Source organism: Microbacterium sp. No. 7, from assembly GCF_001314225.1.
GTDB lineage: Bacteria > Actinomycetota > Actinomycetes > Actinomycetales > Microbacteriaceae > Microbacterium.
Window position 1 is genome coordinate 229038 of record NZ_CP012697.1, and the last position, 25272, is coordinate 254309.

Sequence of the window (25272 nt, forward strand, 5' to 3'; positions counted from 1 at the left end):
TCCGAACCACGTCAGCTCGCTCGCCAGCACTGCTCCAAGTTTGCGACCGAGAAGTCTTCCTCGATCAGAACCTTGAATGCCTCGGTGAAGACGCCGCGCTCGTACCTGCCCACCTGACCAACCCGCCTATCGAGAAGTTCCTGCAACACGTCGGTCTTCAGGAACGCGCCGAGGTCTTCGGGATGCATATCGTCTAGGTGAGAAATCAAGCTGGTGGCCGACCGGTCCAACTCTTCCAAGCGAGCGACTCGCTCTGCCTGCGGACGATCCGCTCCAGGGCGCCCGAGAATGGCGATGCCAAGCGCCACGATGAAGCCGACACGTGCCGGCTGACGGTCGAAGATGAAGCGGCCGCTTGGGATCCCCTCGTCGCCCTCGAAGCGTGAGAATGTCTTGTCGAGCCGACTAAGCATCGACAGGACTCCGTAGAACTGATCCTGGAATCCCTCGTTAGCGAGATTGTCAACAAAGTCCAAGCGGGAAAACTCGTCGGACAATGCCTCCTTCGTGTCTACGGCTGGTTTCCGCAACGAGAACGCGATGTACAGCTCCACGAGGGCATCGCTTGAATACTGGGCGGGTCCGACGCGGCGCCCTGGCTGGTCGGGAGTGGGAATCTTGTCGATCTCCGGCACTTTCTCCTTGATCTCCGAAAGCAGCGGAGCGTAAACGACGGAAAGCTGTCGACTGATCGTCCAGGGCACCTGACCCGTGTTTAGGATCAGCATGCGGTAGATCATGGCTCGCACGTTATTAGTGAGCCAAAACTCAACTCTCACGTCTCCATCGCCTAGCTCGGGTCGATCGGCGAAGGCCTCCTGAAGTGCGGCCGTGCGCTGCATGCCGTCAATGATCGACAGGTTCGAGCGATCCTTCGGCAAGAATCGAAGGGGATCGCCACCTTTGTCGCGCGGCGGCAGATCCTCGAAGTCCGACAGAGGCAGAACGGCTCCGATTACCACTGGCGGGAGGGTGGCTCCCTTCTTCAGATCCTCGACCATTCGGTCTCGAATCCGCTTTGCGGTTGTCGTCGCCATGACACCGCGCTGACCAGACAACCCGCCTTGAGCGGCATGGGCCTCGCTCGCGAGCTCCAGATAGTCGCGAACAGGCATGGTCGTCATGTAGGACCAGCAGGAGGTCCGTTTGTCGAACATCCAGTCGTTTGTCATGCCACTCCGATCGCCCGCGGACAGCACAGGTGCGCGCCAGCACGATCCTACTGCCCGTCGCGCCGGCGGCGAGCCGCGGCGCTGGCGGCATACTCAACCACCCTCCCAGCGTCCGCTCATGGCTGCGGCCTGCGGTGGGAAGTATGCGATGTCAACATTCGCTCCGCTCGGGTGAGGGTCCAGACCGCAAGCGACAGTGATGCTGCATGCGGGTCCGATTCTCACACGGGACGGTAACTTCTCGGTAGACGAAAGTATGCGATGGGTGACCGGGAACCGCGTTCTCCATCGGTTCCTCGGCGCCGGGAGCCTGGCAGTGCAGAAAGTTCGTGTCGGAGTGGCGAGAGTTGGGGCAACGTCGGAGGTTTCGACCACACTGATATGGATACAGCGGAGCGCGACATGTGGGAGGGGGCATCCATGTCTGAGGTGGCGTCGAGCACGGTCGACGAGTTGTTGGAGCATCTTCACGCGCGCCTTGACACCCATTTCAGCAGGATGCGGGACGAGCGCGCGCTCCTAGAAGTCGCTGCGCCCGTTTTCGCCCTTGAACATGAGCTTTCTGCCGAAGACCTTGATCTGCTGATCGCGACGGTGCGGACAGTGGTGGCCGAAGGTCTCGGCTCTCGCCATCGCCGGTGGTGGTTGCCGTTCGTCGTATACGCCGCTGAGGCCGGCTACGACTATGTCGGGGATGAGTACTGGCGAAGCTTCGAGCAGCGCACGCCCGGCTGGCGCTCTGAGCACCGCGCCTTGATCAAGTCGTGGTTTACGAAGTTCGCGGCGGCATATGGCGGGGCCGTGCCGACGGGCGCCTTCGCTGCGGCGTTCACGATCATCGCCTGGCCGATCACGCACGGCGTGCTGCCGACCTACCTGCAGCGACAACTGGCCCAATTGTTGTACGAGTTCAGCGCCGCCCTCACCTCGGACCTGCTCGATAACCCACCCGCCCTCGGCCTGAGGCTGGCGCAACGAGCAGCGTCGTACACCGAGCGATTCCGCATCTTCTGCGAGAACACCACCCTTGTCGGGCAGGTCGCCGCCGCGCTGTTGTCCGGGCACGATTCACCCAGCCCGTACCTTCTCAACTCCACGCTCGAGCGGATCGTGACTGATCTGTCCAAGGAGCAGCAGGCGCATCACTGGCTGCGAACGGCCCAGCGGTCCGCGCACCGGGCGCGTGGTTTTCGCCCGACCGCGACTCAGGGGCAGACAGCATCGGCGCCGCACACGCAGCCACGCGCGACCGATCCGCGGTTGTATCTGCGTCTGGGGGACCAGTGGAACGCCCATGCGGAGCTCCCCGACTTGACGCCGCTGGGGGCGGGGCTGCCCGACGTGTTCCGGCAGTTACGGGTGTCGCGGGCTTTCGTTAATGGCGCCGACCGGCACGTGCCGCCGAGCGGACTGCTTTACCCCGGCCAATCGGTCCAGTTCGCGACGTGGCCGCGTACCGATCAAGCCTTCCTGCGGCTGGACCGGGCGCAGGCGGAGACCAACCGGATCCTGGCAGACCAGTGCGTCATCACCCCGGGGCCGTGGTGGCTGTTTCGCCGCCAAGGCGCGGGCCTGGCGACCGAAGTGAAGGGCAAGTTGGTTCGCCCCGGGCACCGCTACCTGCTGATCGGGGCGAATTCGCTGACCCCGCCGACGGTGCCGTGGATCGCCGAGGTGGGAATCAACGTTGAGGGGGTGCGCGGCTACGAGCTCACGGTCCCCGAGCAGGTCAGCGAGAAGGACGCCGCCGCGCTGACCGCCGGCGGCATCGCTGTGCTCACTCACGTCGCCATCCGCCCGGTCGGCATCGTCGCCAGCGCATGGGACGGTGAGGGCGAAGCCGAATGGGTTGCGGGGGAACCGGCAATCCTCGGGATCCGATCCGAACTGGCCCCGCAACGGTGCCGGCTGACGATCGGCGGGGACGTGTACTTCCTTGATTGGCCAGCCGGGCAGGCCGAACTGCTGTTCTCCCTGCAGGGCCTGAGCGTCGGCACCCACGTCGCGAGTGTCAGTCTGCTGGGAGACGATGACCGCCCGATGACCGTCGGCTCCCTCGTGATCACGATTCGAGACCCACAGATCCGCCCCGAGGGTGCCTCCGTCGGCGAGGGGATCCGTCTGCTCGCCACCCCCGCCCGCCCGACCCTCAGCGAACTGTGGGACGAGCGCGCCCAACTCGTGATCGATGGGCCCGCCGGTGCCGAGGCGGACATCGAGGTGAGCCTGCGTGGCGAGCATGGACAGTCGATCGCGGACCTGAGACGGTCCATCGACCTGCCCCTCGACGAGGAAGCGTGGACTACGCTCGCCAAAGCGATCCGTAGGGATCACCGTTTCAGCGACGCTTACGATGACGCAGAGTCTTGCGTGATCACCGTCGCTCGCGCCGGTGTCGGTTTCGCGACCCTGACCTGTGAGCGCGGCTTCCAGCCGCTGCGGTGGCGTTTCGCGCGCAGTCACGAGGGACACGTCCACGCTCGCCTTGTGGACCGCACCGACGGCGACGCCACGACCGTCGAGTTCTACGATGTGCAGTCGCCGACCGCCGCCGTGCCGCGGCCGGTCGGCGCCGACATCATCGCCCCGACGCGCGGGGGACTTGTCGTCGCCCGCGCCGGTGACGCGTCGGCGTCTCTCATCCTCCCCACCGAACCGAACGCGCTCCTCCAGGAACCCGCCCTGTGCCCCGCGGTGCCGACCGCCGGCCGCACCTCGACCGACGTCCGCCAGCTGGTCGACGCACACGCGCGGTGGCTGAACGCGGAACTGCCTGCGGACGCGTTCGTCGTTTATCAGCAGCAGGTGATCGGCGACGCCATCGCCCGCGCGATCGGGACCATCATCGGAGGGAGCCACTGGGTCGCCATCGAACGCAAGGTCGCTCGCGCGCAGGACGTCGCGGACCTGCTCGCCGAGATGCAGCAGGCTGTCGGGATCTCTACGTCCCACAAGGATCTCGCGACCGCGATCGCGTACAGCCTGTACAAGTGGCTGTCGGCCGGGAGTCTGCTGCGCGGGTTCGACACCGTCATCGCACCGCACCTCGCCAGCAGCGGGCTGGGCGATCACCCGGCCGTGTCCCGCTTCCTGCTGATGCTCGCCGGCCGCCCCGGGCATCTTCTCCAGTGGCCCAAGGACGAGATCACGTTCCTGCTCGAGCAGGTCATGCAGACTCCGGTGCTCTACCGCGCCGCACGGTTCGCGGTTCTCGGCACCCGGGCCCTCAACGACGCCGACGGCGTGGAACGGAGCTTCTGATGCAGATCAGCCAGCTCACGGCCGAGACGGCCGCCGTCGCGGCGATACGAACTCTCGGCCTGGACCCCGACATCATCGACCTCACCTCGTTCGAGGCGCTGGCCGCCGCGCTGCGTCGGGCCGCGTCGTTCCTGTGCCCGACGAGTCCGGGACGACTCGCCGATGCCGTGTACGGCGCCGTGCAGCCCCTCGCCGGTGCCGGTGCGGTCACCCGGTCGGGCATCGGGGAGATCCTGGATGAACTGGTCGCTTCCGGGGACCTGCTGGAACTTCGCCGTGACAACGGCCAGTCGGCGCGGCTGCTGTACTTGGCGCCGCCGTCGTTCATCGAACGACACCCGGGCCGCTACCTGCTCACCGGCATACGACCGTTCGGTGTGCCGTTGATCCTGGACGATCTCGCCCAGACGATCAACTATGAAGGCCCGACACGGTCGATCAGCCTCGATGCGGAGGACGGGCCGACGCAACTCCGCGACCGGGGACTGCGTTGCGTTGCTAGAGAACGTTGGCTAGCCCGACCGGCCATCGAAACTCCGACCGCATTTCTCGATCACTTTCGGGTGCGCCTCGACACCGCCGCCCTCGCCGGCCACCTCAAGGACATCCAGATCCTCGACCCGGCATCCTCAGTCCGGTACTACGCGGGCCGTTGGCGGCCGCCGGCGGCCTCCGACACCGGAGACTTCATCGCCCGCCGGCCGCAGGCTTACGGCGCCGACTTATGGTGTCTGGCTCGGTGTGAGCGCGGCGTGCCGTCGCGTCTGCTGGAGTGGCCGGTCGATAACCCGGTCCTGCCCGGTCGCGACGAGGCATGGCGCTATCAGGCGGCCGTCGACGCTGCCCGTGGCGTGCCGCAACGATTCCGGCGCCGCGCGGGCGACGTAGCCGGCGGTGACGTCGTCTTCGACTTCTTCTCGCCGCTGCCGGGTTTCGCGGAACGTTACCTGCAGTTTGTCGGGCTGCCGCTCGGGAAGACGAGGGGTGCGCTGTTCTCGTTCCGTGTGCCCGCCGCTGCGGCCGACGGCGTCGGAACCTTTCTGATTGACATGTTGTGGATGACACAAGAGGAGGCACCACATGGCGTCTGACGCTCCCACGATTGCCGAGACGATCGACGATATCCAGTCGGCTCTACGTGAGTACATCGAGGCCACCTACCACGTCGGTCACCCCACGATCATCGAGCAGCGCCGCCAATTGCTGCTGACTGAGGGGGTTCTGTTCAAAGCTCCCTTCATCGAGAGCACCCCGCGGTATCAGACGAACCGCACGTTCGCGGAGCTCGACGTCGACGGCGCCGTCCACGACCTGTTCACTCCGCTCACTCAGAAGGTCGGCGCACTCGACCGATTGCTGCACGATCCGCCCTACACCCATCAGGCAGAAGCCATCGAGTGGGCGGCCCGCGACGGCAACAGCCTCGCCATCACGACCGGCACCGGCTCTGGGAAGACTGAGTCGTTCCTGCTGCCGATGCTCGCCAAGCTGGCCACCGAAGCCAAGCACCGACCGGGCTCGTTCGCTGCCCCCGCCGTGCGCGCGCTGATCCTCTACCCGATGAACGCGCTGGTCAACGACCAGTTGGGGCGTCTGCGGCTGCTGCTGGGCGACCCGCGGCTGACGACGCAGTTCCATGCCTGGGCGGGGCGCCCCGCCCGTTTTGCCCGCTACACCAGCCGCACCCTGTACCCGGGTGTGCGGACGGTGAAGAAGGACCAGAAGCGGCTCGGATCGATCGAGGACTTCTACCTGCTGCTGATCGACAAAGCTGCCGATCCGAAAGCGCCCGGGCACGCACAGGCGAAGAAGCTCAAGGAGAAGCTGGAGGCGCGGGGCAAGTGGCCCGCGAAACCCGACCTGAAGGCATGGTTCGGGCCCAAGGGCTCGAAGTGGAAGGACGCGAAGAGCGGGCGGTTCGTGCGGGCCGTGATGGGGCCGGATGACCCGGAACTCCTCACCCGCCACGAGGTCCTCGCCGCACCCCCGGACGTGCTCATCACCAACTACTCGATGCTCGAGTACATGCTGATGAGGCCGCTCGAGCGGCCGGTGTTCGACCACACCCGGCAGTGGCTGGCGGACAACCCGGAGGAGAAGTTCCTACTGATCGTCGACGAGGCGCACCTGTACCGGGGAGCCGCGGGCGCCGAGGTCGCACTGCTGCTGCGCCGGTTGCGATCCCGGCTGGGGATCACACCGGATCGTGTCCAGGTGATCACAACGAGCGCGAGCTTCAGCACCCCCGAGTATGCTCGCGCGTTCGCCGCGCAACTGACCGGTAAGGACGAAGCCGACTTTCGGACGGTCACCAGCAAACCGGCGTTGCGATCCAATGCCGCACAGGGCACCGCGGCTGCGGCGACGCTGCTCGCCGGCCTTCCGCTCACGGACTTCTACAACGCCGAGACGGAACCGGCACGCATGGTCGCGGTCGCCGACCTGCTTACCGACCGCGGTGTGGACGACCGGGACCGTCCCGTCGCGGCGTTGCTGCACGACGCCCTGACCGGCTACGAGCCGATGAACCTGCTCATCAACGAGACGATGCAGAAGGCGCAACCGTTGCATGAGCTTGGCACCGCGGTGTTCCCCGGAGTTGCCACCGAGGTGGCGGACAAGGCGGTTACCGCCCTCGTCGCGCTGGGCAGCGCCGCACGCCCTGCCCCCGAGGAAGCGGGCCTGCTGCCTTGCCGGGTGCATGCGTTCTTCCGAGGGCTTCCCGGACTGTGGGCATGTATCGATCCTGAGTGCGGAGCCGTAGACCGTGACGATCTGCCGCCGGGCGTCGGACCGATCGGCAAGCTGTACCCGCAACCGCAGGCCACCTGCGACTGCGGGGCGCGGGTGTTCGAGTTCTACACTTGCCGTCACTGCGGTTCGGCCTACGCGCGCGGCTACACCGATGATCTGCAGCATCCGACGTTCTTGTGGCATGAGAGCGGCGGCGCATTCCAGACCACCGCCGGCGCGGTCCCCGAACTGTTTCCCCTCGATCTGTTGCTGGAAGAACCGCAGGCCGGGGAGGTTCAGGTCGCCGAGATCGACCTGGTGACCGGCCGGCTCGATCCGGACAAGCCGCCGGTCCGCGGCCGCGTCGTTTTTCTCCCGAAGCTGCGCAGCGGTGAGAAGGTGACCAGCGACGACGATGGCGATGACGGCGACGACCACGCCGAAGCGGACGGCGAATTCAAACCGTGCGGTGTCTGCGGACAGTTGGCGGGTTTCTTCGGCCGCTCCTCTGTGCAGGACCACCAGACCAAGGGCGACCAGCCGTTCCAGGCACTGGTAACCCGACAGATCGAGGTGCAGCCGCCCAGCGCCCCGTACTCCACGTTCGCGCCGCTGCGCGGCCGCAAGGTGTTGGCGTTCTCCGACTCGCGACAGGTCGCCGCACGTCTGGCGCCCAACCTGCAGGCGTATTCGATGCGAGACGTGATCCGGCCGCTGATCCTGAAGGGGTGGGAAGAACTGTCCGCCCAGCCGGGCATTGGCAAGCATCTGAGCCTGGAGCGTCTGTACTTGGCGGTGATGGTGGGAGCCAAGCAACTCGAGGTGCGGCTGCGTCCGGAACTGCGGGAAGCAGAGTCCCTGCACGTTCTAAAAGCGGTCGGCAAGGCGCTCGACAACGGGGCGTTGACGGGCAACGAGGAGGCGCGCGGGGAACTGCTGATGCTCACCTCCCCGCCCCCGCAGGCCCTGTTGCGCGCGATCTACCTGGCCCTGACGGACAAGCACTACGGACTGGTGTCTCTGGGACTCGCGTCGATCCGGGAGAAGGCCAGCCTGCGGGACGATCTCCTCGCGGACCTGCCAGCCATCGATGGTGTCGCCACGACCGACGAGCAGCGCCTCGCCCTGGTCCGGCTGTGGCTCGCGCAGTGGGCGACGCCCACACGCGGCATCTGGTTCCCGACGATGACCTCGGAGTGGTGGCGGCAGAAGGGCGGCGTGAAGCCCCACACCGGCAGATTCCAGGCCGTCGACCGCTGGCTGGGAACGCTGGCGGCGAAGAAGAAGTTCAAGGAGGAGTGGCTTCCGGTGCTGCTTCCCGCGTTCTGCGAGTTGGAGGGCGCGAAGTATCGGCTGCTCGCCGGCACGGTCGCACTGGAGTCGGGCGGGTTGTGGGGATACTGCGAGCGGTGCCGGTTCACCCAGCGGCCCTTCCCGGGAGCAACCCGTTGCGTCAACTGCAACCAGAACCAGGTGCGCACCCTCGACCCCACGACCGACGAGGTCTTCCAGGCGCGCAAGGGCTACTACCGGCAGAGCGCCGAACGTGCCCTGCAGTCTCCCCACAGACCCATCCTCAGCATCATCGCCGCGGAGCACACCGCCCAATTGAATGCGGCCCAATCCGACGCGGTCTTCTCACGTGCCGAGGAGTACGAACTGCTGTTCCAGGACATCGATGTCGGACTGCCCCGACCGGGGGAACAGGAACGCGCCGCGATCGACGTGCTCTCATGCACCACCACGATGGAGGTCGGCATCGACATCGGCAGCCTGTCGGGTGTCGCCCTGCGCAACATGCCGCCATCGCGTGCCAACTACCAACAACGGGCGGGACGGGCGGGTCGTCGCGGCAACGCGGTTGCCACGGTCGTCGCATTCGGCAGCGCCGACACGCACGACGACCACTACTTCCGCAACCCGCACCTGATGATCCGCGGCGACGTGGACGACCCGGTGCTGACGTTGGACAACGACGAGATCGCCCGGCGTCATGTCATCGCCTACCTGCTGCAGCGGTACAACCAGGACAGGTTGCCCGAGATCGACCCGGAGGATCAGCCGCAACTGTTCGAAGTGCTCGGCACCGTCCGCGGGTTCGTGGGCACCACGTCACCGTTGAACCGCACCGACTTCGAAGGGTGGCTGACCGAGCATGAGACCGTGCTGAGAGACGACATCGCGTCGTGGCTGCCGGCGGAGCTGACCGCGACGGACCGATCGCGTCTCCTCGACGGCCTGATCACAGCGACCCTCGACGCGATCGATGACGCGCTCGACCTGCAAGCCGATGGGAAGCTGCCCGAACCGGAAGATGGCGACGCCGCCCCACAAGAGGTCGTGGTCGAGGACGGCGATGCCGGCGAGGACGGCGCCGAGGTGCCCACCGAGCAGCGCAGCCAGTCGAATCTGCTCGATCGCCTCCTCTACAAGGGGGTGCTGCCGAGGTACGCGTTCCCGACCGATGTGGTGGCGTTCCACGTCTTCGACCGTGCCAAGTCGGAACGGTTCCACACCGAGTTCCGGTATGCGCCGAGCCAGGGCCTGCCGGTCGCGTTGACCCAGTACGCACCCGGCAAGGTCGTGTGGATCGACAACAAGGAATGGACCTCCGGCGCCATTTACGCGCCGATGCACAAAGAACGAGCTCAAGCGTGGCGCGACAAGATGCTCTACTTCGAATGCCAGGTGTGCCACTACGCCAAGCACGTCCCGGCAGACCAAGCCCAGCGCGGCGAGGAGCGTGACTGCGACGCGTGCGGCGCGCCCGGCAAGTTCGGCAAGGCGATGAACTGGATGCGACCGCCCGGGTTCGCTCACCGCGCTAATGACGATCCCGGCACCAGCCCGGACGACGCACCGGCGAACAGTTACGCCACGCGCGCCAAACTTGTCGCTGAGGGCCCGGAGCGCGAAGAAGCCTGGGATCACGTCACACCCCGCCTCGAGCAGACCTACCGGCGGGACACACTGCTGGTCACCAACACCGGTCCGCGTGGCGAGGGATACACATACTGCACGAAATGCGGCCTGATCGAACCGACGCATGGTGCCACGGGCATCGTCGCCGGGCCCCACACCAAGCCGTTCCCCGACGAGCGCGAGCAAGAGTGTCAAGGATCAGGCTCGACGAAGGGTCTCGTGCTGGGTACCGACTTCATCTCCGATGTGCTGCTCGTGCGGTTGCGCGTCGAGAAGCCACTCACCCTGCGCCCGGAGCTACTGTCCACACAGGTGGCGCTTCGGACCGTCGCGGAAGCGCTCACGATTGCCGCGACAGGTGAACTCGACGTGGACGCGAGCGAGTTGCAGGCCGAGTACCGCCCCGCGCTGACACCGGGCGGTAACCACGGGCAGGAGGCGGAGATCTACCTGTACGACACGCTCGCCGGCGGTGCCGGGTTCACACGGCGGGTGCACGGGTACGGGGAATCGATCTTCCGGAAGGCGCTGGACCGCCTGGAACACTGCCCGGCCGACTGTGACGCGTCCTGCTACCGGTGCCTGCGCAGCTTCCGCAACCGGTTCGAGCACAGCCTGCTCGACCGTCAGATCGGTGCCGCCCTGTTGCGGTATGTCCTGGACGGCACCAGCCCGGTGCTGAACGAGGTCCGGATGAGCCAGTCGATCGACAAGCTCCTCGCCGACCTGCAGAGCCGTGACATCGCGGGCATCGAGTTCCTGAAGAACGAACCGGCGCTCATCCCGGGGATCGGGTCGGTCACGGCCCCGATTCTCGCTCGCGGCAACGGCGGTGACCGCATCTTCTACATCCAGAGTCCGCTGACCCGGGACACCCCGCCCACGCAGGAACTCTGGGACGCAAAAGAACTCGGTGGTGTACCGATCCACCCGATCGACGACATCGTCGTCACCCGAAACCTGCCCGTCGCGAGCCAGCAGGTGCTGCGGTGGCTGAGCTGAACGAGACGAGACTCTACGACACCGGTATCAGCCACGGTTCGGCGGTCCTGCCGGCCGTGCCGGCGATGTGGAGCTACTCCTCACTGAAGGAAGCCGAGACCTGCCCGCGCCGATTCGCCCTGGCGCGAGCGGACTACCCGGATCTGTGGAAGCAGCGCGGGTACCCGCGGCTGCCGAACTTGCCCGCGATCAAGGGTGACGTGGTGCACGGGGCGCTGCAGATCATCGTCACCGCACTGGTCACGGCGGGCTGCGTCTCGCCGCGGACCGCCGACGCCGTCACGGTGCTGCGGGATCTCGGACGCTACACGGCCGTCGCGCAGCGCACCCTCGACGAACAACTACGACGACTCGATGGCAACCCTCGGATCAGAGCGGACCGGCGAGAGCAGGTCGACCGTGCCCTCTCGGACTGGCTGCCGGAGGCGCGCGAACAGATCCAGAGTTACCTCAACCGCATGACGCTGCACCCGCATCCCACGCCGGCGCCGGCCGGTGCGCCGACCCGGCTACCCGTGAAGCTCTACCCGATTCGGGGAGGTACCCATCCCGAACGCGAACTGGTGGCCGCGCACCTGCGTGTGAAAGGTCGCGTCGACCTGCTAAGCGTCGACGCCGACGGCGCGGAGATCACGGACACGAAGACAGGCGCCGAGGCCCCGACCCACCGCGACCAACTCCGGCTGTACGCTCTGTTGTGGACGGATGACCGCGAGAGTAACCCCGACGCTCTCCCGGTGACCGCGCTGGTTGTCGCCTACCCGCACCGGGATGTGATGGTGGCCGTCCCGACGAAGGCGGAACTCGCGGAGCTCCGCGCGGAGGTGACCGCCAGGGTCGGTCGCGCCGACACTATGGTTGCCGCGGACCGTCCGGCAGCCGTCGTGGGGGAGCAGTGCGGCGCGTGTGACGTGCGCGGCCTATGCGACGCGTACTGGAAAGGGGGCGCGTCGAAGACCATGGATGTTGTCGACGGCGGCTGGTACGACGTGGAGGGGACGGTGCTGCGGGAGCACGGCGTGAAGAGTTGGGTGCTGCGGGAGAGGCGTACTGGCAGCGACCTACTCGTGCGTACGCCCCGCCCGTCGTTCACCTTGCCGGTCGGTGAGCAGGTGCGGATCCTGGGTGTGAAACGCACTATCGACCCTGACGAGGCGGGTGCTCTGATCGCCTCAGTAACCAGCAGCTCCGAGATCCTGTCAGTGGTGTCCCGATAGTCAAGCCTGCTGGGCGGTCGCCGGCGGAGTCTGCTCGGACGGCGCATCCTCGACGTCGGGAAGTGACACGCGTGCCCCGTGCCGGAGGGGGCGCACCAACCGGTGGGTGCGCATCGACTCGGCGACAGCGGCTTGCCGGGCACGGCGATGCCCCCAGCGTTCGAACCACCACTGAGCGACCGCGGCTTCCCCTTCAACCTGCTCGGGATCCACGAGATAACTAGGGTCCGGGTCGATGCCGAGCGAGTAGTCGCGGAGATTCTCTACTAACCGCACCCCGTACACGATTCTTTCGCGGCCGTGCTTGAGTAGTTCGTTGCTTGACCATCCGAGCGCAGCAAGACCGAGCCGAACCTTCCGCAACCGCGGGCTGACGCCCTCACCAAACAGGCTGTTCACCCGGACGGTCGCGCCTTGCAGTCGGGACAGTCTGACGAGCGCGTCGACGGTGTCGTCCGTGAACTGCGACGTGCCGAAGGACCGGGAGCGTCCGAGTTGATGGAAGCTGATCTGCTGGTCGCTCGGTCCACCCATAACCTCAGCCGGCCACCGCAGCCGGTTGTACTGACTGGATCCGCTTCCGTAGAGCGAGGTGGTGCTGATAAAGGCGAGGCGCGACTCGCGTTCGATGCCTCGTCCGGCCATCGCGGACGCGATCTCACTGGGCCGCGCGTACTTGGTGCGGTAGGCGGATATCACTTTCGGGGAGACGGCTAGCGCACCGACGAGTTTGCCGGCAGCCAGAGCGTTGTACGGCGCCACCGCCCCGCACACCGTCAGGTCCGCGATGACCGTCCCGACCCTTTCGCCGCGCGCGCGACGCACAAGCCGACGTACCTGCGTCCTCGCCTTACTGTCCTTCAACGCCGCAGCGAGACCCTCGGCGGTCGGCGTGGGCTGCAGATAGGGATTCAGGACGAGAGCAGTCTCAAGCGTGTCCGCGAGTGCCGTTGCCCGTTTGCTGCGGAACAGCGGAGTTCGGGCCCGTTCAGCCCAGTCGTCTCGTTCGATTTGCCGAACCTCCCGCAATGGTGTGCGGTGGTGCTTCTGCCGGTGTCGCTCGGCGTCGGCGCGTAGGAGCGCGACCGCGTCGAGGGTGGGCTGCTGCAGTGCCGTGGGCTGGAGGACGTCGTCATTGAGCAGGTCCTCGACATAAATCTCGTGGAGTTGTGTGTCGATGCGCGCGGACAGCCATTGCGCCACCTTCTGTGTCGGCGTCTCGCGGATCGATTCGAGGAAGGTGTCGGTGTCCCATCCCATCCACTGGTCGCGTTCGGCGATCTGAACGACGGGGCTGGAGATGGCGGCGAGTCCGATGACCGCATGGTGCGCGGTGGCGGCGTCGCGGACCAGGATCGGCATGGACCGTCCCGGCACGGTGAAATACGCGTTCGACCAGGTGTGGCGGAAGTACCGCCAGATGTCGTGGAGGGCGAGTCCGGTGTGCTCGCATTTCCCGCTGTCGACGACCTGCACGTACGGCTGGATCACGGCGCTCGGGTTATCCGCGGTCTCTAGCGCGTCGGCAAGCTCTCGACCATCACGCATCAAGTTGAAGATCGACACCAGCCCGCCGGCATGCTCGCGAGGCTTCTCCATGCGTTCGATGAATCGGCGCACGCTCGGTTGGCGGAGCTGGGGGTCACGTCGAAGGTGCTCCTGCCGCCGGATGCGGGCCTTCTCCGTCTCGGGATCGGGGTGCGATGGAGGGGGCATGAGCAGTGGGCCGTGCCGGTACAGCTTGAGTGTCCACCCTTGTTCGGCGAGGTCGATGAGGGTGTGCGCGGCCGCGCCGAGCGTGGGGCGATTGTAGAGATCAGTGATCTCTGCCTCCGCGAACACGCGCTCTCGGACCACGCGCCGCCGGGGATCGAGGGGCGCGGTGGAGAGCACCTTGCAGAGGCGGAGGAATCCCTCGCGTTCGGTCCGTGATGTTCCGGCCGGGAGGGAGATGTTGACGTATTTCGTCTCGTCTTCGTCAGTCACGACTTCTCCAGCATCCGCCCGTATGTGGTGCCCCATTCCAGCAGCAGGGTTCGGTAGTCCTCCTCGTGGGCGCCGGCGGCGGCGATGGATCGTGCGAAGGACAGCAGAAGCAGGTCGAGGGCGGTCCGTACTGGCGCGGCGGCGTCGCCCATCTCCTGCAGGGGCCGGTACAGCGCGGTGTAGCCCGGGTGATCGGTGTTCATTGTGACGTCGAGGAGGCGTTGCCGCAGCGTCAGGTCGAACATGGAATCTCCGGCCAATTGGTTGGCGCCCAGGCGGTAGCTCAGCGCGCCGTGAGCACGCCCGCGGGAGCGGATCACGGGCAGATCCGCATCCGCGGCACCGGCGATTCGGCAGGAGCCTTGGACCGCGGCCTCAAACTTTACCTCTTCGAACGCCTGCCTCACCCGGGCGTTCAGGATCCGAGCGACAGACTCGAGCTCCGGCTCGAGGGCTTCTCGGAGCGTGGCGCTGGGGCGGATCCCCTGCTTGTTGACGGTGATGCCGAAGTGCTCATCAAGCGCCGGATGGAACTCGATCTCGCATCGCCACCAGTCGTCGTAGTTCTCCTTGCGTTTACCGCCCATCAGGTGCCAACCGTTCGCGATCTCTCGTCCCGCGCGGAGGATCGATACGCCGCCGCCTCCGACGATGCCGCGGCGACGTTTTGTGGTGTTGTCGAGGTTGTGCCATTGCGCGACCGGCAGCATGGTGAAGGTGACCGTGACATGGCTGGTCGATCCGGTGGCGGTCGCGATCTCGTAGTGGAGCGGTTCGAACGCGGGCCGCGCGGTGTGTCCGTGGAGCGTCGTCGACCGCATCGTCGGGTCGCACGCCTCGACGATGCTGCCGTTGATGCGCAGCGTGAACGCGCCGGTGAGGAAGCGACGGAACATCCGTCCAAGGTCTTTGTGGAGAGCGCGTTCCAGCCACGCCAGGCGCTGGTACTCGATGCGGTCGCAGTCGTGCCAGACCACCCGGCAGCCCGACGGCGACTCGCCGGCTGCGCCTGGCGACGGGGCGAGATCGGCGGGGTGGCCAGTCACGACGGCGTCGACGTCGAGCGTCACGGACTGCGCGGTGGATCCCGGCCGCCATGCGGTGACCTCGATTCGTCGCGCCTGGCTGAGGGACGCGGCGGGAAGTCCCATCCCGAACCTGCCGAAAGAATCGCGTGCATCGAACCGCGATGAGCCCCCGAAGCGCAGACACGCTGCCAGTTCTGCAGTATCCATGCCGCCGCCGTTGTCTTCGATGCTGATCCGGGGCAGGTTGCGGTCGGCGTCTCGATCGACCCGGATGTCGACGAGCGTCGCGCCAGCCTGGAGGGAGTTGTCGACGAGTTCGGCAAGAGCGCTCGACACGCTCAGGTAGCCAGATTCTCGGACGGCGCGGATGAAGTTCGCGGGCATGACAAGGCTGTCATCGCGCCGATGAATCCGGTTCATGCGGGGTCCCTTCAGTGCGGAACGGGGTCACTTCAGAGTAGCTCGCCGAGCACGTCAGCGCAGGCAATGGATCCGCACGATTTCGTGCGACACCCGCGCGGTGTCTCGACGCACGTCGCGATTACTGAAGGACTCGGGCGACAGCTTCGTTGCATGCCATAGGCGCGAGGGCGAAGAGCTTCTCCGTAGCCACCTGCGCGGCTGGAACTGATGCCTTGGCGCGGAGCAGATCTGGCATGCGAACCTGACTTCGGGTGATGAGGAATCGTGTGGCCGCAGATACCTTCACCACCGCAGCCCGGCGCCGGCAACGCTTTCGACGTCTCGGGCTTTGTACTCGGGCTCCCGTCTTACGCGAGTCCGGTCGTGGACGGCATCTGAGCATGCTGCAGAGCTCCGACGTCGGCGTCGATCGGGCATACGTCCTCCCAAACGCGCGGTTGACGGGGATGCCATGGCGAGCGAGGCGGAATCGCCAAGTCCTCCGCAGGCTCCTTGGTGTCCGCGCGGTCGGTGGTGCCGGTCGCTCTGTCGTGGTGCTCAGGACACAGCACCGAGACCCACAAGTTGATGACGTACTGGGCGCCGGGCACCCCGCACACCTCACAGGTCTCGATGCTCTCCCACTCGGCAGCGCGGATGGCCTCGTTGAACTCGTCGTTGTAGTCGCTGGCGTCGTCCGAGGGGGAGGCGTAGAACGACAGCGAACCGAATTTCGACTTGCACTGCTGTAGGACGTATCCCGGTGCGATCGTGCTCAGGTGAGCGTCGAGTCGTACCAGCAGCGGGTACCAGCCGGGGCTGACGTCGAGGATCGGCGGCCATCCCGGCGCGACGCGGTCGATCAGGCGCTGCATGTCGGGTGGATACTCGCTCTGTTCCATCGTTCCGATCACTCACCTTCCGATCGCGTGTCTTCGATTGGCGCTCCGCGTTTGCGTTCATTAGTAGTCGTGGGAGCCGACATTCCGTTCTCAAGCCTCGACACCCCGGCAAGGCGTGCCAGTTGTCGATGCTGCGATCGTTCGCGGAATGCTCGCCCGACCCGCAAGCTGCGGGTGACGCCATTGTTGAAGCTGATGAGTCCCCGCCGGCGCCAATCGATGGTGACGTGACCTCGGAAAGCGGCGACAGCGCGTCGCCGCTCGATGAACTCCATCTCGCGAGGAAAGGGGGCAGGTAGGCCATTGCTGTCCGGCATGAGATGCGTGAACAGTTCCGCGAACGTCGGGCCGAGGCCGGTGCGGCGCCGCGTCTGCGCGATGAAGATCGCTGCCGCCAGCGCCCATTCATCACCTGTGTCGTCGCCCGTGAAGGACTCGAACATGTAGGTCCACTCCGCAGGCGGTGGTACTTCGATGCCCCGCCACCAGATGGGGTACGAGTCGGATGCCATGGCCGCAGTCACATTCGCGGTCGCTGCACGGGCCTCGCCCGCGACGCGACCGGCAGTCATCGGGCTGGGCAGCACACGTGCAAGGAAGCGGAGGAGTCCGATGGGGCGTTGATTGTTTCGTATGGCCTCCGAAATTATGCCATACGGAATAGGCCATACAGATACGGCGGGATCGGGATGCTGAGGAGGTGGGTCACGGAGACGACATCGCTGACAGGGAGTGGGCTGCCTACGCTCAGCGGTTGGCCACAGCGCTTCGCCGCGCCCGTGAGGATGCCGGTCTCAGCCAAGAACAGGTGGCCTATCGCGCAGGGCTCACGCGCTACACGTACCAGAAGTATGAGAAGGGCGAGTCGCGGCCTGGACGACCAGCGAACCCGACGTTGCGCACGGTCTTAGCTATCTCGCAGGTGCTGGGCGTCGTCGTCGAAGACCTCATCCCCGACGACGTCCCCGATCTGCGGAGTCGCTGAAGTGGGCCGTTTCGTTCTGCGCCTTGATGCTGACGCCCGCCTGGCAGAAAGGGCATCCGTCACCACTGGATCGGTTCGCCACAGTTGCTTCCCAGACATGCCCACCAGAGCAACGCCATCTGGCCGTGCGATTCGACGTGAGCTTCAATCGGTCAGGTGACCCGAGGTTGCTGTCATCCCACTCGGCGGCGAGATCTGGTCTCAAGGTCGACAAATCGTTCACGCCGGGCACGGCCTGCAGCCCAAAGCAACTCGGACATCCGGTTGGGCGCCGACTCGTTCGGCTCGACCCCACAGCCACCCAGATGTGTCCCTGCTTGCATCTCCACGTGGCGCGATAGTTGGAGTGTGTGGTCACCTCTTGAGGCGTGCGCAGGTTGGATGCGTCCCATTCGCTGACGAGGTCGGGGCGCATCGTCGCGAGGTCAGTCTCTCCGCGAGCGACGAACTTCCCGGAACAGTGCGGACAGCCGAGTCCAGTGGAACGCCTGTAAATGGCGGCTTCCCATACGTGCCCTTTGGCGCGCTGCCATATCGCCTTCCGCCTTGCGCCGGGCACAACTTGCTCGGGGCGGAGTTCGTTGTCGCTGTGCCATTGAGCAGCAAGATCGGGCCTGAGAGTTGCGAGATCGGTGACGCCGGGGAGAGCGCGTTTGCCAGCGCAGTACGGGCAGCCTGTGCCGCCTTTCGTGCGATTTGCGATCGCCGTTTGCCAGCGGTGACCGCATCGACCGGCCCACCAGACTCGCGTGGTTGTGCGCGCGCCGATAGTCTCCGGCGTCAGCTTGCCGTTTCGTTCGTAGTCCCACTCGGCCGCCAGATCGGGGTGGAGGGTCGCGAGGTCCGACTCGCCTGGCGTCGCACGACTGCCGCCACAGTACGGGCAGCCAGAACCATTCCGCGCCCGGTTGTTGATGGTGGCCATCCAGCGGTGCCCTTTACTGCAGATCCACCGGATGCGGCGGTTGGACCCCGGACCTACGTGGTCAGGGTCGCCCGCGTTTGCACCAGGAGCATCGTCCCACTCGACCGCGAGAGCGGGGAATAGCGTCCCCAAGTCGGTTTGTCCTCGCCAGGTAGAGAGGCCAGAACAATAGGGGCAGCCGGCAACCGCACGCACGTACGGGGTCGACTCCCAGGAATGTCCTGCATCACAGAGCCACCACGCCTTCACCGACGTGCCTGAGGGCTCCCATGGGTCGCGAACAGGATCGTTTCGGCTCCAGTCCCATTCCGAGATCGCGTGCGGGCGACGCTGAATCCATAGTGGGTATGCGGCAGTCGTGTCGACGATCGCGGAGGTGTCCACGATGTCCAGGGGCACGTTGAGTGCATCGATGCGAGTTGGTCGAACCTCCCGGCGATGGGGGCGAAGCCACAGCACAATCCGTTCGACGAGAACTTGAGTCGGCCCGTGCATCGGCGGTAGCGCGTCGACAATAGCGGGGCGGAGCTCGTCTGGAGGAAGCGAGATCCACCGTGCGACATCGTCCTCGTTGGACAGCACCGTCAAGGTGGCGATTGTCTCGACGAACAACGCTGCGCGCCCACGGATCTCGCGGTCGTCGAGGCACTCGAGCAGCGACGTCTTCCAGCCGGCGGGTTCGGTCAGCCAGGCGTTGTCGCGCACCATCTCCCAGACTCGGGCGTGCAATCCAGCGTCAACGCGGCCAGTCGCGACTAAGCGCCTGAAAGTGCGCTCGGCCTTCGCCAGTTGACGGTCGAACGGCATGATGATCTGCGATTCGGGCGTGGTACCAGGACCCACCCAGACGAGCTGACCGGGGTGTCGTAGACACCAGTTCTCGCGATCGTGGGGAATCTGCTTCACTCGCTCGCCCGCGGCGCACAGGCGGCAGAGGAATCGTTCGGAGTAGCTCTGAGCCGGATCGGGCTGAGCGATGCGCTTGAGGCGGAGGTAGTGGCCTTCGGGACGCTCGGCTGCGGCCTCGATTGTCCTCGCAGCAGCATCCATGTTGACCCAAACGCGGTAGATGTACGGCCGGGCCTCGGTCGTAAGTCCGCGTTCGACGTAGTCGAACGGAACGCCTGCGGCCGCGCATTGGCGCTGCGCGTACGATTTCGGCGTCTCGAACCTGTGCCATTTCGGCCGAATGGGCCACGCCCGGGCGTCGGTCACGCAGCCTCCACGAGATCGCCGATCTGAACCTTGTGCCGGATCCTCGTGGTCTGCCGAAGACCGTCCAAGACAGCGAACAACCGCTCGCGGGTCACCTTCTCGCTGGTGCGGTTGGGATCATCGAGGATCGAGGCCATGAGTCGCTCGATGATCATCGCGAGCACCGAGAGGCGGCCGTCTGCGGCGGCGTGGAGAGCCGGCGCGTTTCTTGTGAGCGTGCCGGGGACGTGCTCACACAGCGGCAGGTTTCGGTCGAAAATCGCGACCCACCGACGCCAGAGCGCTATGCCCTCCTCGGTCTTGATGTCGACCCTCCGGAGCTCTACCAGATCGCATCGCATCGTGACCTGAAGGCCCTCGCCCGACCCGAACGCCTTGCCACTGGCGAGATTGATACCAACAAGCACCACGGTGGCCGAAGACTCGTTCTGCAGCGCCTTGATCACGCTCGACGGCTCACTGCCTCCGAGGTTGTGTGCCTCATCGATGACGAGCAGCTTCGTGTGATGGGCATGTAGCAACTCGACGGCTCGCCGCCGGAGGTTGTCTGTCGTGATCTGCGTCGGCAGTGTGATGGTCGGAGCGAGGAACCGGATGATCTGGCTGAGCAGCGCCTTGCCAGTCGCGTGGTCGGTCACCTCCACCCAGACGACGGGCACTTCCCCGTCGTCGGCGTAGCCGGGAAACCTCCTGGCATGATCCTGTTCCACCGAACGCGCGAGCAGTAGCGCGAGCTCTGTCTTCCCGTAGAACATCGGAGCCGAGACCATGAGGCCTCGGCGCGAGTTCTTGCGGCGCGGGTTTGAGATGATGTGCTTGGCGAGAATCCGGGTGCTGAGATCTTGTTCGGGTGTCGGTACCCGAAGCGTTAGCCGCAGAAAATCGTCGGGCGCTTGGTCATAGAGGTTGCGCTCAGGCTCAGGCATCGCCGTGTAGTCCGCGAACGTGATGGTGGGCGGAACCGCGGGGAGCGCGGTCAGCGCTTCGCGAAGTCCAGGGAGGGTTGTCTTCGTGTCGTGATGGAGGACGAGCGGCTCGACGATCATGGTCGGATCTCTTTCACCGTGACGATGTCGTACGCTGACGAGTTCCAGTCAATGTCGTCGACATCCGCGGGATTGCTCCATTCCCGAAGCTTGATCGGCACAGGCTCGGTCAGAGGGGGCTCCAGATTTTGCTCACTCGGGGGCTTGGCGGCAGCTTCCCGCAGATAGCGCTTGCGTGCCTTCTTGTCACTGCGCGCCCGCCGCTCGATCTCATCGAGAAACTCTGCAGTCTTCGGGATCTCCCCGGGCTGACCAGTGCCGAAGCGCTCGACGAGCTTCACCTGTGCTTCGGCAACCATCCATGCGCCCCGGTCGTCGATCAGCTTGTCCCCGCATTCGATCCATTCCCCGGTCTCGGGGTGTTGAACCCGGACGGCGTTCAAGTTGTAGGGGTCGTATCTGATGTCGAACTGCCGGGCTTGGCGAGAGTCGGCTGCCGAGCCAGTTAATGAGCGATTGCGTAGATCATCCAAGAACGGTGAGTCGTACATGCGGTTCTTGAACGCGATTCCTTCCTTGCCGATGACACGGGGCTTACTGGGGAGCAGAGCGAAGAAGTCTTCTGCGCGGAAGGGAAGCTGAACGCCCGGGCCAACCTCGAACAGCGCCGCGTACATCTGGTTTGGCGTCCACTTTCGCCCGGGGAACAGTGGCGACCTCAGTCCGCCGTGCTGCGTGTTCAGGAAAACGGTCGTCATCCAGACATCGAAGGCGAGCCGCACGGAGTCGAGTGTGAGAATCGGAGCATCGCGCTTCCCGAGGTTAGGAACAGCATTGCCAGTAGAGCCAGCCAACCACGTGGCGAAGTCCGAGGAGGTCGTACCGAAGTTGCGTTCCACGTGGGGTTTGACCGTCGGCGCGTTGGGCGGCGCAAGGACGAGATTGATTCCGAATGCACGGTAGGCTGCCTCAAACGTGGCGGAACGGAAATCCGCGCCTCCGTCGATGGTGATCGAGTGCGGGAAGATCCATGGCACAGCGAGGGAGTCGTCGTCGAGGTACGGATTGATCTTCTTCATGAGTTCGACGGGCAGCGTCGCTGAGCCGGAGAGAGTCGCTGCAGCGGAGCCGGGAATGGCCCTTCGTCCGACGATCGCCCGCGCAAGCAGCAGGGCGTGATCGTAGCCGTTAGGAGAATCAGCGTGGATCGCCCAGGCCAACGGAACCCTGCTACCCACGCAGAAGAGCGCCGTTGCCGTGGGGCGGAAGATGTTGCCTCTCTCATCCCACACCTGCACGTCCAGCTCGGCTGAATCGATCTCGCAGACTTGGCCGAGCCTGTGCGCATTGCCAGAAAAGTACTCACGATCGGGGCTGTTGGATGCTGTGCGGCGGGTCGTAGCCTTACCGAAGCTGTAGCGGCCCGCATCGCGTTCGTTGATGTACCCCTGGAGCGTGGTTCCCTTGATCTCGCAGATCGGGTCGCCCCGGGTACATGGCTCGCAAGGCCCGCCGAACGAGGTCGGCGCAATGGCGCCGGCTGCTCGTTGGCATGTTCACCCGACTGTCCAGCTCCCGGTCGATGACGGCGACCAGGCGTGGATCAGCCTTCGCAATCATTAACCTCTTCTTGCCTTTCGGATGCAGTCGCGCATCTACGGCAGCGATTCCCCCCGACCGGTAATCGCTCCAGAAGTTGAACAGAGCCTTCCGTGATCGGCCCAGAGAGGTGCCGGCCAACTCCGCGATCTTCGATGCAATCCGCTGTTCCTGCGTCGTCAGGGCGAGGTCGTACTGCGGGCGTGGAGCGGTGGCAGTCGGATCCATCGGAATGCCACGGAACACTTCCTGCAGGTGCTTCTCCATGTCGAGCACGTCGGTCGGCCAGTCACCGGAGCTCTTTCGAAGAGGCGTGCTCGAGTCGCGCCGAGCGGTGCCTGCATGAGCGAGAAATTCCGGCATCGAGACGCTGAGCCAATCATCGGCGGTGCCGTCGCGGCGCAGCCTGGTCTCGTTTCCGCGCCGGACGCTCTCCCAAACCCAGAGTTCCTCCGCGATCTCGACGGTATCGCCGAGCCGAAGCTTGTACTCGTCAGACATCACGCCGCCCTTCCTCGCAGGGTGAATCAGCCGTTGTGTAGACGGTCTCGCTGCTGAAAACCGCCGCCAGGCCGACGTCGAGCAAGCGGCGCCAGGCCAGGTTATCGACCCATGCGCACGCGGGAGGAGGACAGTCGGGGGAGACTATGCGGCAAAGTTCTCCGCGCGTGCGACCGTCGACGGCCATCTCCAAGATCCGCAGTTCAGTCTCCCGTGGGGCAGGCAGCGGTCGTGGCGCGATGCCGACAGACAGTCCAGATTGGCCGTCGCGCGATTGTCGTGGCCCGCGAACACCTTGTAGCGCCAGCCCAGTGCGCCGCAGATCGTTGCCGTTTCCTCAAACTGGACGCGCGCATGGTCATCAACGCGCTTTGCGGGTCGTAATCGAGAAGCCCAAGGCTTCCGTCTGTGAACTGGGCGAGGAAGTCGGGGACGTGTGAATCTCCCGACAATCGGGAACCGTGCCCGAAGGCGATTGTCAGCGGCTGCGCACACAGCAGTTCCACCTGCCCGCCGCAGTCCAGCCACAGGACTTCCCAACGCTCTTGCTGCGACTCGCACCACACATGAGATCGAGTGCGCTGCCAGTAGTACATCGCTGGTGTGAACTGATGTCAGACGCCTTTCGACTTGCGAACCCTCATCGGATCAATCGACGCCCAGTCCCGGTCACCGAGCTCGCGATCGACGACTGCCCACTCGTGGAGACCGGCCGTCGTGCGGCCGTTGTCTGTACGAGGGATCCAGTGCAGTTCGGTTGACGACGTGCGCCGTCGGGGGTTGATCGGCTTTGCCTCATCTACTGGCCGCATCGCAGCCCCTCTCGCACGTGTATCCGCGTTCGGATGATGCGAAGACGAAGGGGCGACCGGAGCCCCATCGCTCCTGTATCTGCCGCTGATGTTCCTCCCGCGAGAGGCGCAACTTCTGCAAGACTTCGGCGTTTCGTGACACACGGTGTCACTCCATCGGAACCTTGTGTCATCCAAAGGGCGGTTGTGTCACCGGAACGCGTTCCCGACAGACGGGCTCTTGACGGCGTCCTTCCCGCGCGCTAACGTACAACCAAATGGTTGCACAACGAGAACTCACCGACGACGAGATCGACCGCGTGTTCCACGCGCTCGCGACGGCGACGCGCCGAGACATCCTGCGTCGCACGATGCAGCAGGAGCACTCGGTGTCGGAGCTCGCCGCCGACTACGACATGTCGTTCGCGGCCGTGCAGAAGCACGTCGCGGTGCTCGAGGCGGCCGGGCTCATCGTCAAGCGTGCCGAGGGGCGCGAGCGCCTCGTGCGCGCCGACCCCGTGATGATCGCCCGTGCCCGCGCCCTGCTCGCCCGATACGAAGACCTCTGGCGTGCGCGCATCGACCGGCTCGATGCGCTGCTCGCCGAAGAGCCCTGATCCAGAAACCCACCCAGATCAAAGGACCGATCATGCCTGTCACCGAATTCGTCACCGACCCCGAGAACCTCACGATGAGCCTCATCGCCGACTTCGACGCCCCCGTCGAGCGGCTCTGGCGCGCGTACACCGACCCGCGTCAGCTCGAGCGCTTCTGGGGCCCTCCCGGGTGGCCGGCGACGTTCACCCAGTTCGAGTTCACGGCCGGCGGCCGTGCGATCTACCACATGACCAGCCCGCAGGGGGAGCCGTCGCGCGGCGCCTGGGAGTTCCTCTCGATCGACGAGGGCCGCCGCCTGGAGGTGCTCGACTACTTCGTCGACGAGGCCGGCGAGTCGATGGAGGGCTTCCCCGCGATGCGCATGGTGTTCGACTTCGACGAGACCGAGACGGGCTCGCGCCTGCGCAGCACGACCTACTTCACCTCGCTCGAGGGCCTCGAGCAGGCCGTCGCGATGGGTGCCGTCGAGGGCACGAAGATGGCGATGGCGCAGCTGGACGCCGTGCTGCTCGACCTGCGCGCCTACGCGCAGGGCAAGGGGACGCGCCTGGAGGTGCTGGACGACACGCACGTGCGCATCACGCGCCTCATCGACGGCCCTCGCGATCTCGTGTGGCGTGCCCACCACGACGCGGAGCTGCTGAAGAAGTGGATGCTCGGGCCCGACGGCTGGATCATGTCGATCGCCGAGCCCAGCGAGACCGTCGGCGGCAGCTATCGCTGGCAGTGGCAGCAGGAGGGCGCGCCCGAGACCGCGTTCGGCTTCGAGGGCGAGGTGCTGCTCATCGACGCCCCGCGCCGCGCCGTGACGACGGAGCGGATGACGGGCACCGAGGGTCCCACGAACATCAACGACCTGCAGTTCTACGAGGAGGACGGCGCCACGCTGCTCACCCTGATCGTCGAGTACCCCGACCTCGCCACGCGCGACATGATCCTCGCCACCGGCATGGTCGACGGCATGGAGGCCTCGTACGCCCGCCTGGAGTCCGTGCTCGCCCCCTGACCGGCATCCCTGCCTGGCGCG

16 protein-coding genes are annotated in these 25272 nt (G+C 65.6%); 7 read left to right on the plus strand and 9 right to left on the minus strand.

Annotation, left to right across the window (positions count from 1 at the left end; genetic code table 11):
• Positions 1-11: 11 nt before the first annotated feature.
• Entirely contained in the window at positions 12-1172 is a 1161-nt protein-coding gene (locus AOA12_RS23485) for a hypothetical protein (protein WP_197281028.1), read from the minus strand.
• A gap of 420 nt (positions 1173-1592) precedes the next feature.
• Between AOA12_RS23485 and AOA12_RS01010 the strand changes: the two genes are divergently transcribed.
• Genes AOA12_RS01010 through AOA12_RS01025 form a run of 4 tightly spaced genes read left to right on the plus strand, consistent with a single transcriptional unit; the run spans position 1593 to position 12307 of the window.
• The gene (locus AOA12_RS01010) at positions 1593-4433 is read left to right on the plus strand and encodes a hypothetical protein (protein WP_156366337.1); all 2841 of its coding nucleotides are present in this window, start codon (positions 1593-1595) and stop codon (positions 4431-4433) included.
• Entirely contained in the window at positions 4433-5524 is a 1092-nt protein-coding gene (locus AOA12_RS01015; protein WP_054678927.1) for a hypothetical protein, read from the plus strand. Before AOA12_RS01010 ends, AOA12_RS01015 begins: the two co-directional genes overlap by 1 nt.
• Positions 5514-11090, plus strand: a complete 5577-nt coding sequence (locus AOA12_RS01020; protein ID WP_054678930.1) for a DEAD/DEAH box helicase — start codon at positions 5514-5516, stop codon at positions 11088-11090. Before AOA12_RS01015 ends, AOA12_RS01020 begins: the two co-directional genes overlap by 11 nt.
• On the plus strand, positions 11078-12307 hold the full coding sequence (locus AOA12_RS01025) for a PD-(D/E)XK nuclease family protein (protein ID WP_156366338.1): 1230 nt from the start codon (positions 11078-11080) through the stop codon (positions 12305-12307). Before AOA12_RS01020 ends, AOA12_RS01025 begins: the two co-directional genes overlap by 13 nt.
• Here AOA12_RS01025 and AOA12_RS01030 read toward each other — a convergent pair whose 3' ends face one another.
• The 4 genes from AOA12_RS01030 to AOA12_RS22910 all read right to left on the minus strand — a co-directional run bounded on the left by AOA12_RS01030 (position 12308) and on the right by AOA12_RS22910 (position 17137).
• Positions 12308-14293: a Druantia anti-phage system protein DruA gene (locus AOA12_RS01030; protein WP_197281029.1), complete on the minus strand. Its 1986-nt coding sequence runs from the start codon at positions 14291-14293 to the stop codon at positions 12308-12310.
• Positions 14290-15741, minus strand: a complete 1452-nt coding sequence (locus tag AOA12_RS01035) for an ATP-binding protein (RefSeq protein ID WP_054678942.1) — start codon at positions 15739-15741, stop codon at positions 14290-14292. Before AOA12_RS01035 ends, AOA12_RS01030 begins: the two co-directional genes overlap by 4 nt.
• A gap of 350 nt (positions 15742-16091) precedes the next feature.
• Complete coding sequence (locus AOA12_RS01040; protein WP_054678945.1) at positions 16092-16625, minus strand: hypothetical protein; 534 nt, start codon at positions 16623-16625, stop codon at positions 16092-16094.
• Positions 16626-16633: 8 nt separating this feature from the next.
• Entirely contained in the window at positions 16634-17137 is a 504-nt protein-coding gene (locus AOA12_RS22910; protein ID WP_156366339.1) for a hypothetical protein, read from the minus strand.
• Between the two features lie 242 nt (positions 17138-17379).
• On the opposite strand from AOA12_RS22910, the gene AOA12_RS01045 reads away from it, so the two are divergent.
• Positions 17380-17610, plus strand: coding sequence for a helix-turn-helix transcriptional regulator (locus AOA12_RS01045; protein WP_231637154.1), 231 nt, complete (start codon positions 17380-17382; stop codon positions 17608-17610).
• Here the strand turns inward: AOA12_RS01045 and AOA12_RS22435 are convergent.
• From AOA12_RS22435 to AOA12_RS01060, 4 genes are all read right to left on the minus strand, one after another.
• On the minus strand, positions 17573-19750 hold the full coding sequence (locus tag AOA12_RS22435; RefSeq protein ID WP_082405845.1) for a zinc-ribbon domain-containing protein: 2178 nt from the start codon (positions 19748-19750) through the stop codon (positions 17573-17575). The two genes, AOA12_RS01045 and AOA12_RS22435, sit on opposite strands and share 38 nt — an antisense overlap.
• Positions 19747-20796 carry a TniB family NTP-binding protein gene (locus tag AOA12_RS01050; RefSeq protein WP_054678951.1) on the minus strand — a complete coding sequence of 350 codons (1050 nt, stop codon included), beginning with the start codon at positions 20794-20796 and terminating at the stop codon, positions 19747-19749. Before AOA12_RS01050 ends, AOA12_RS22435 begins: the two co-directional genes overlap by 4 nt.
• Entirely contained in the window at positions 20793-21956 is a 1164-nt protein-coding gene (locus AOA12_RS01055; RefSeq protein WP_156366340.1) for a Mu transposase C-terminal domain-containing protein, read from the minus strand. Before AOA12_RS01055 ends, AOA12_RS01050 begins: the two co-directional genes overlap by 4 nt.
• Positions 21957-22140: 184 nt before the next feature.
• Complete coding sequence (locus tag AOA12_RS01060) at positions 22141-22836, minus strand: hypothetical protein (protein WP_156366341.1); 696 nt, start codon at positions 22834-22836, stop codon at positions 22141-22143.
• 1069 nt (positions 22837-23905) lie between these two features.
• On the opposite strand from AOA12_RS01060, the gene AOA12_RS01065 reads away from it, so the two are divergent.
• Positions 23906-24244 carry an ArsR/SmtB family transcription factor gene (locus AOA12_RS01065; RefSeq protein WP_054678960.1) on the plus strand — a complete coding sequence of 113 codons (339 nt, stop codon included), beginning with the start codon at positions 23906-23908 and terminating at the stop codon, positions 24242-24244.
• Positions 24245-24276: 32 nt separating this feature from the next.
• A complete protein-coding gene (locus AOA12_RS01070) occupies positions 24277-25251 on the plus strand; it encodes an SRPBCC family protein (RefSeq protein ID WP_054678964.1) in 975 nt (324 codons plus the stop codon).
• Positions 25252-25272: the final 21 nt, after the last annotated feature.

Bases quoted from the DNA above. Each gene is read 5' to 3' on its own strand.
- AOA12_RS01050 (WP_054678951.1), bottom strand. From the start codon at position 20,796: ATGATCGTCGAGCCGCTCGTCCTCCATCACGACACGAAGACAACCCTC.
- AOA12_RS23485 (WP_197281028.1), bottom strand. From the start codon at position 1,172: ATGACAAACGACTGGATGTTCGACAAACGGACCTCCTGCTGGTCCTAC.
- AOA12_RS01010 (WP_156366337.1), top strand. From the start codon at position 1,593: ATGTCTGAGGTGGCGTCGAGCACGGTCGACGAGTTGTTGGAGCATCTT.
- AOA12_RS01040 (WP_054678945.1), bottom strand. From the start codon at position 16,625: ATGGAACAGAGCGAGTATCCACCCGACATGCAGCGCCTGATCGACCGC.
- AOA12_RS01035 (WP_054678942.1), bottom strand. From the start codon at position 15,741: ATGAACCGGATTCATCGGCGCGATGACAGCCTTGTCATGCCCGCGAAC.
- AOA12_RS22910 (WP_156366339.1), bottom strand. From the start codon at position 17,137: ATGGCATCCGACTCGTACCCCATCTGGTGGCGGGGCATCGAAGTACCA.
- AOA12_RS01020 (WP_054678930.1), top strand. From the start codon at position 5,514: ATGGCGTCTGACGCTCCCACGATTGCCGAGACGATCGACGATATCCAG.
- AOA12_RS01070 (WP_054678964.1), top strand. From the start codon at position 24,277: ATGCCTGTCACCGAATTCGTCACCGACCCCGAGAACCTCACGATGAGC.
- AOA12_RS01060 (WP_156366341.1), bottom strand. From the start codon at position 22,836: ATGTCTGACGAGTACAAGCTTCGGCTCGGCGATACCGTCGAGATCGCG.
- AOA12_RS01015 (WP_054678927.1), top strand. From the start codon at position 4,433: ATGCAGATCAGCCAGCTCACGGCCGAGACGGCCGCCGTCGCGGCGATA.
- AOA12_RS01065 (WP_054678960.1), top strand. From the start codon at position 23,906: ATGGTTGCACAACGAGAACTCACCGACGACGAGATCGACCGCGTGTTC.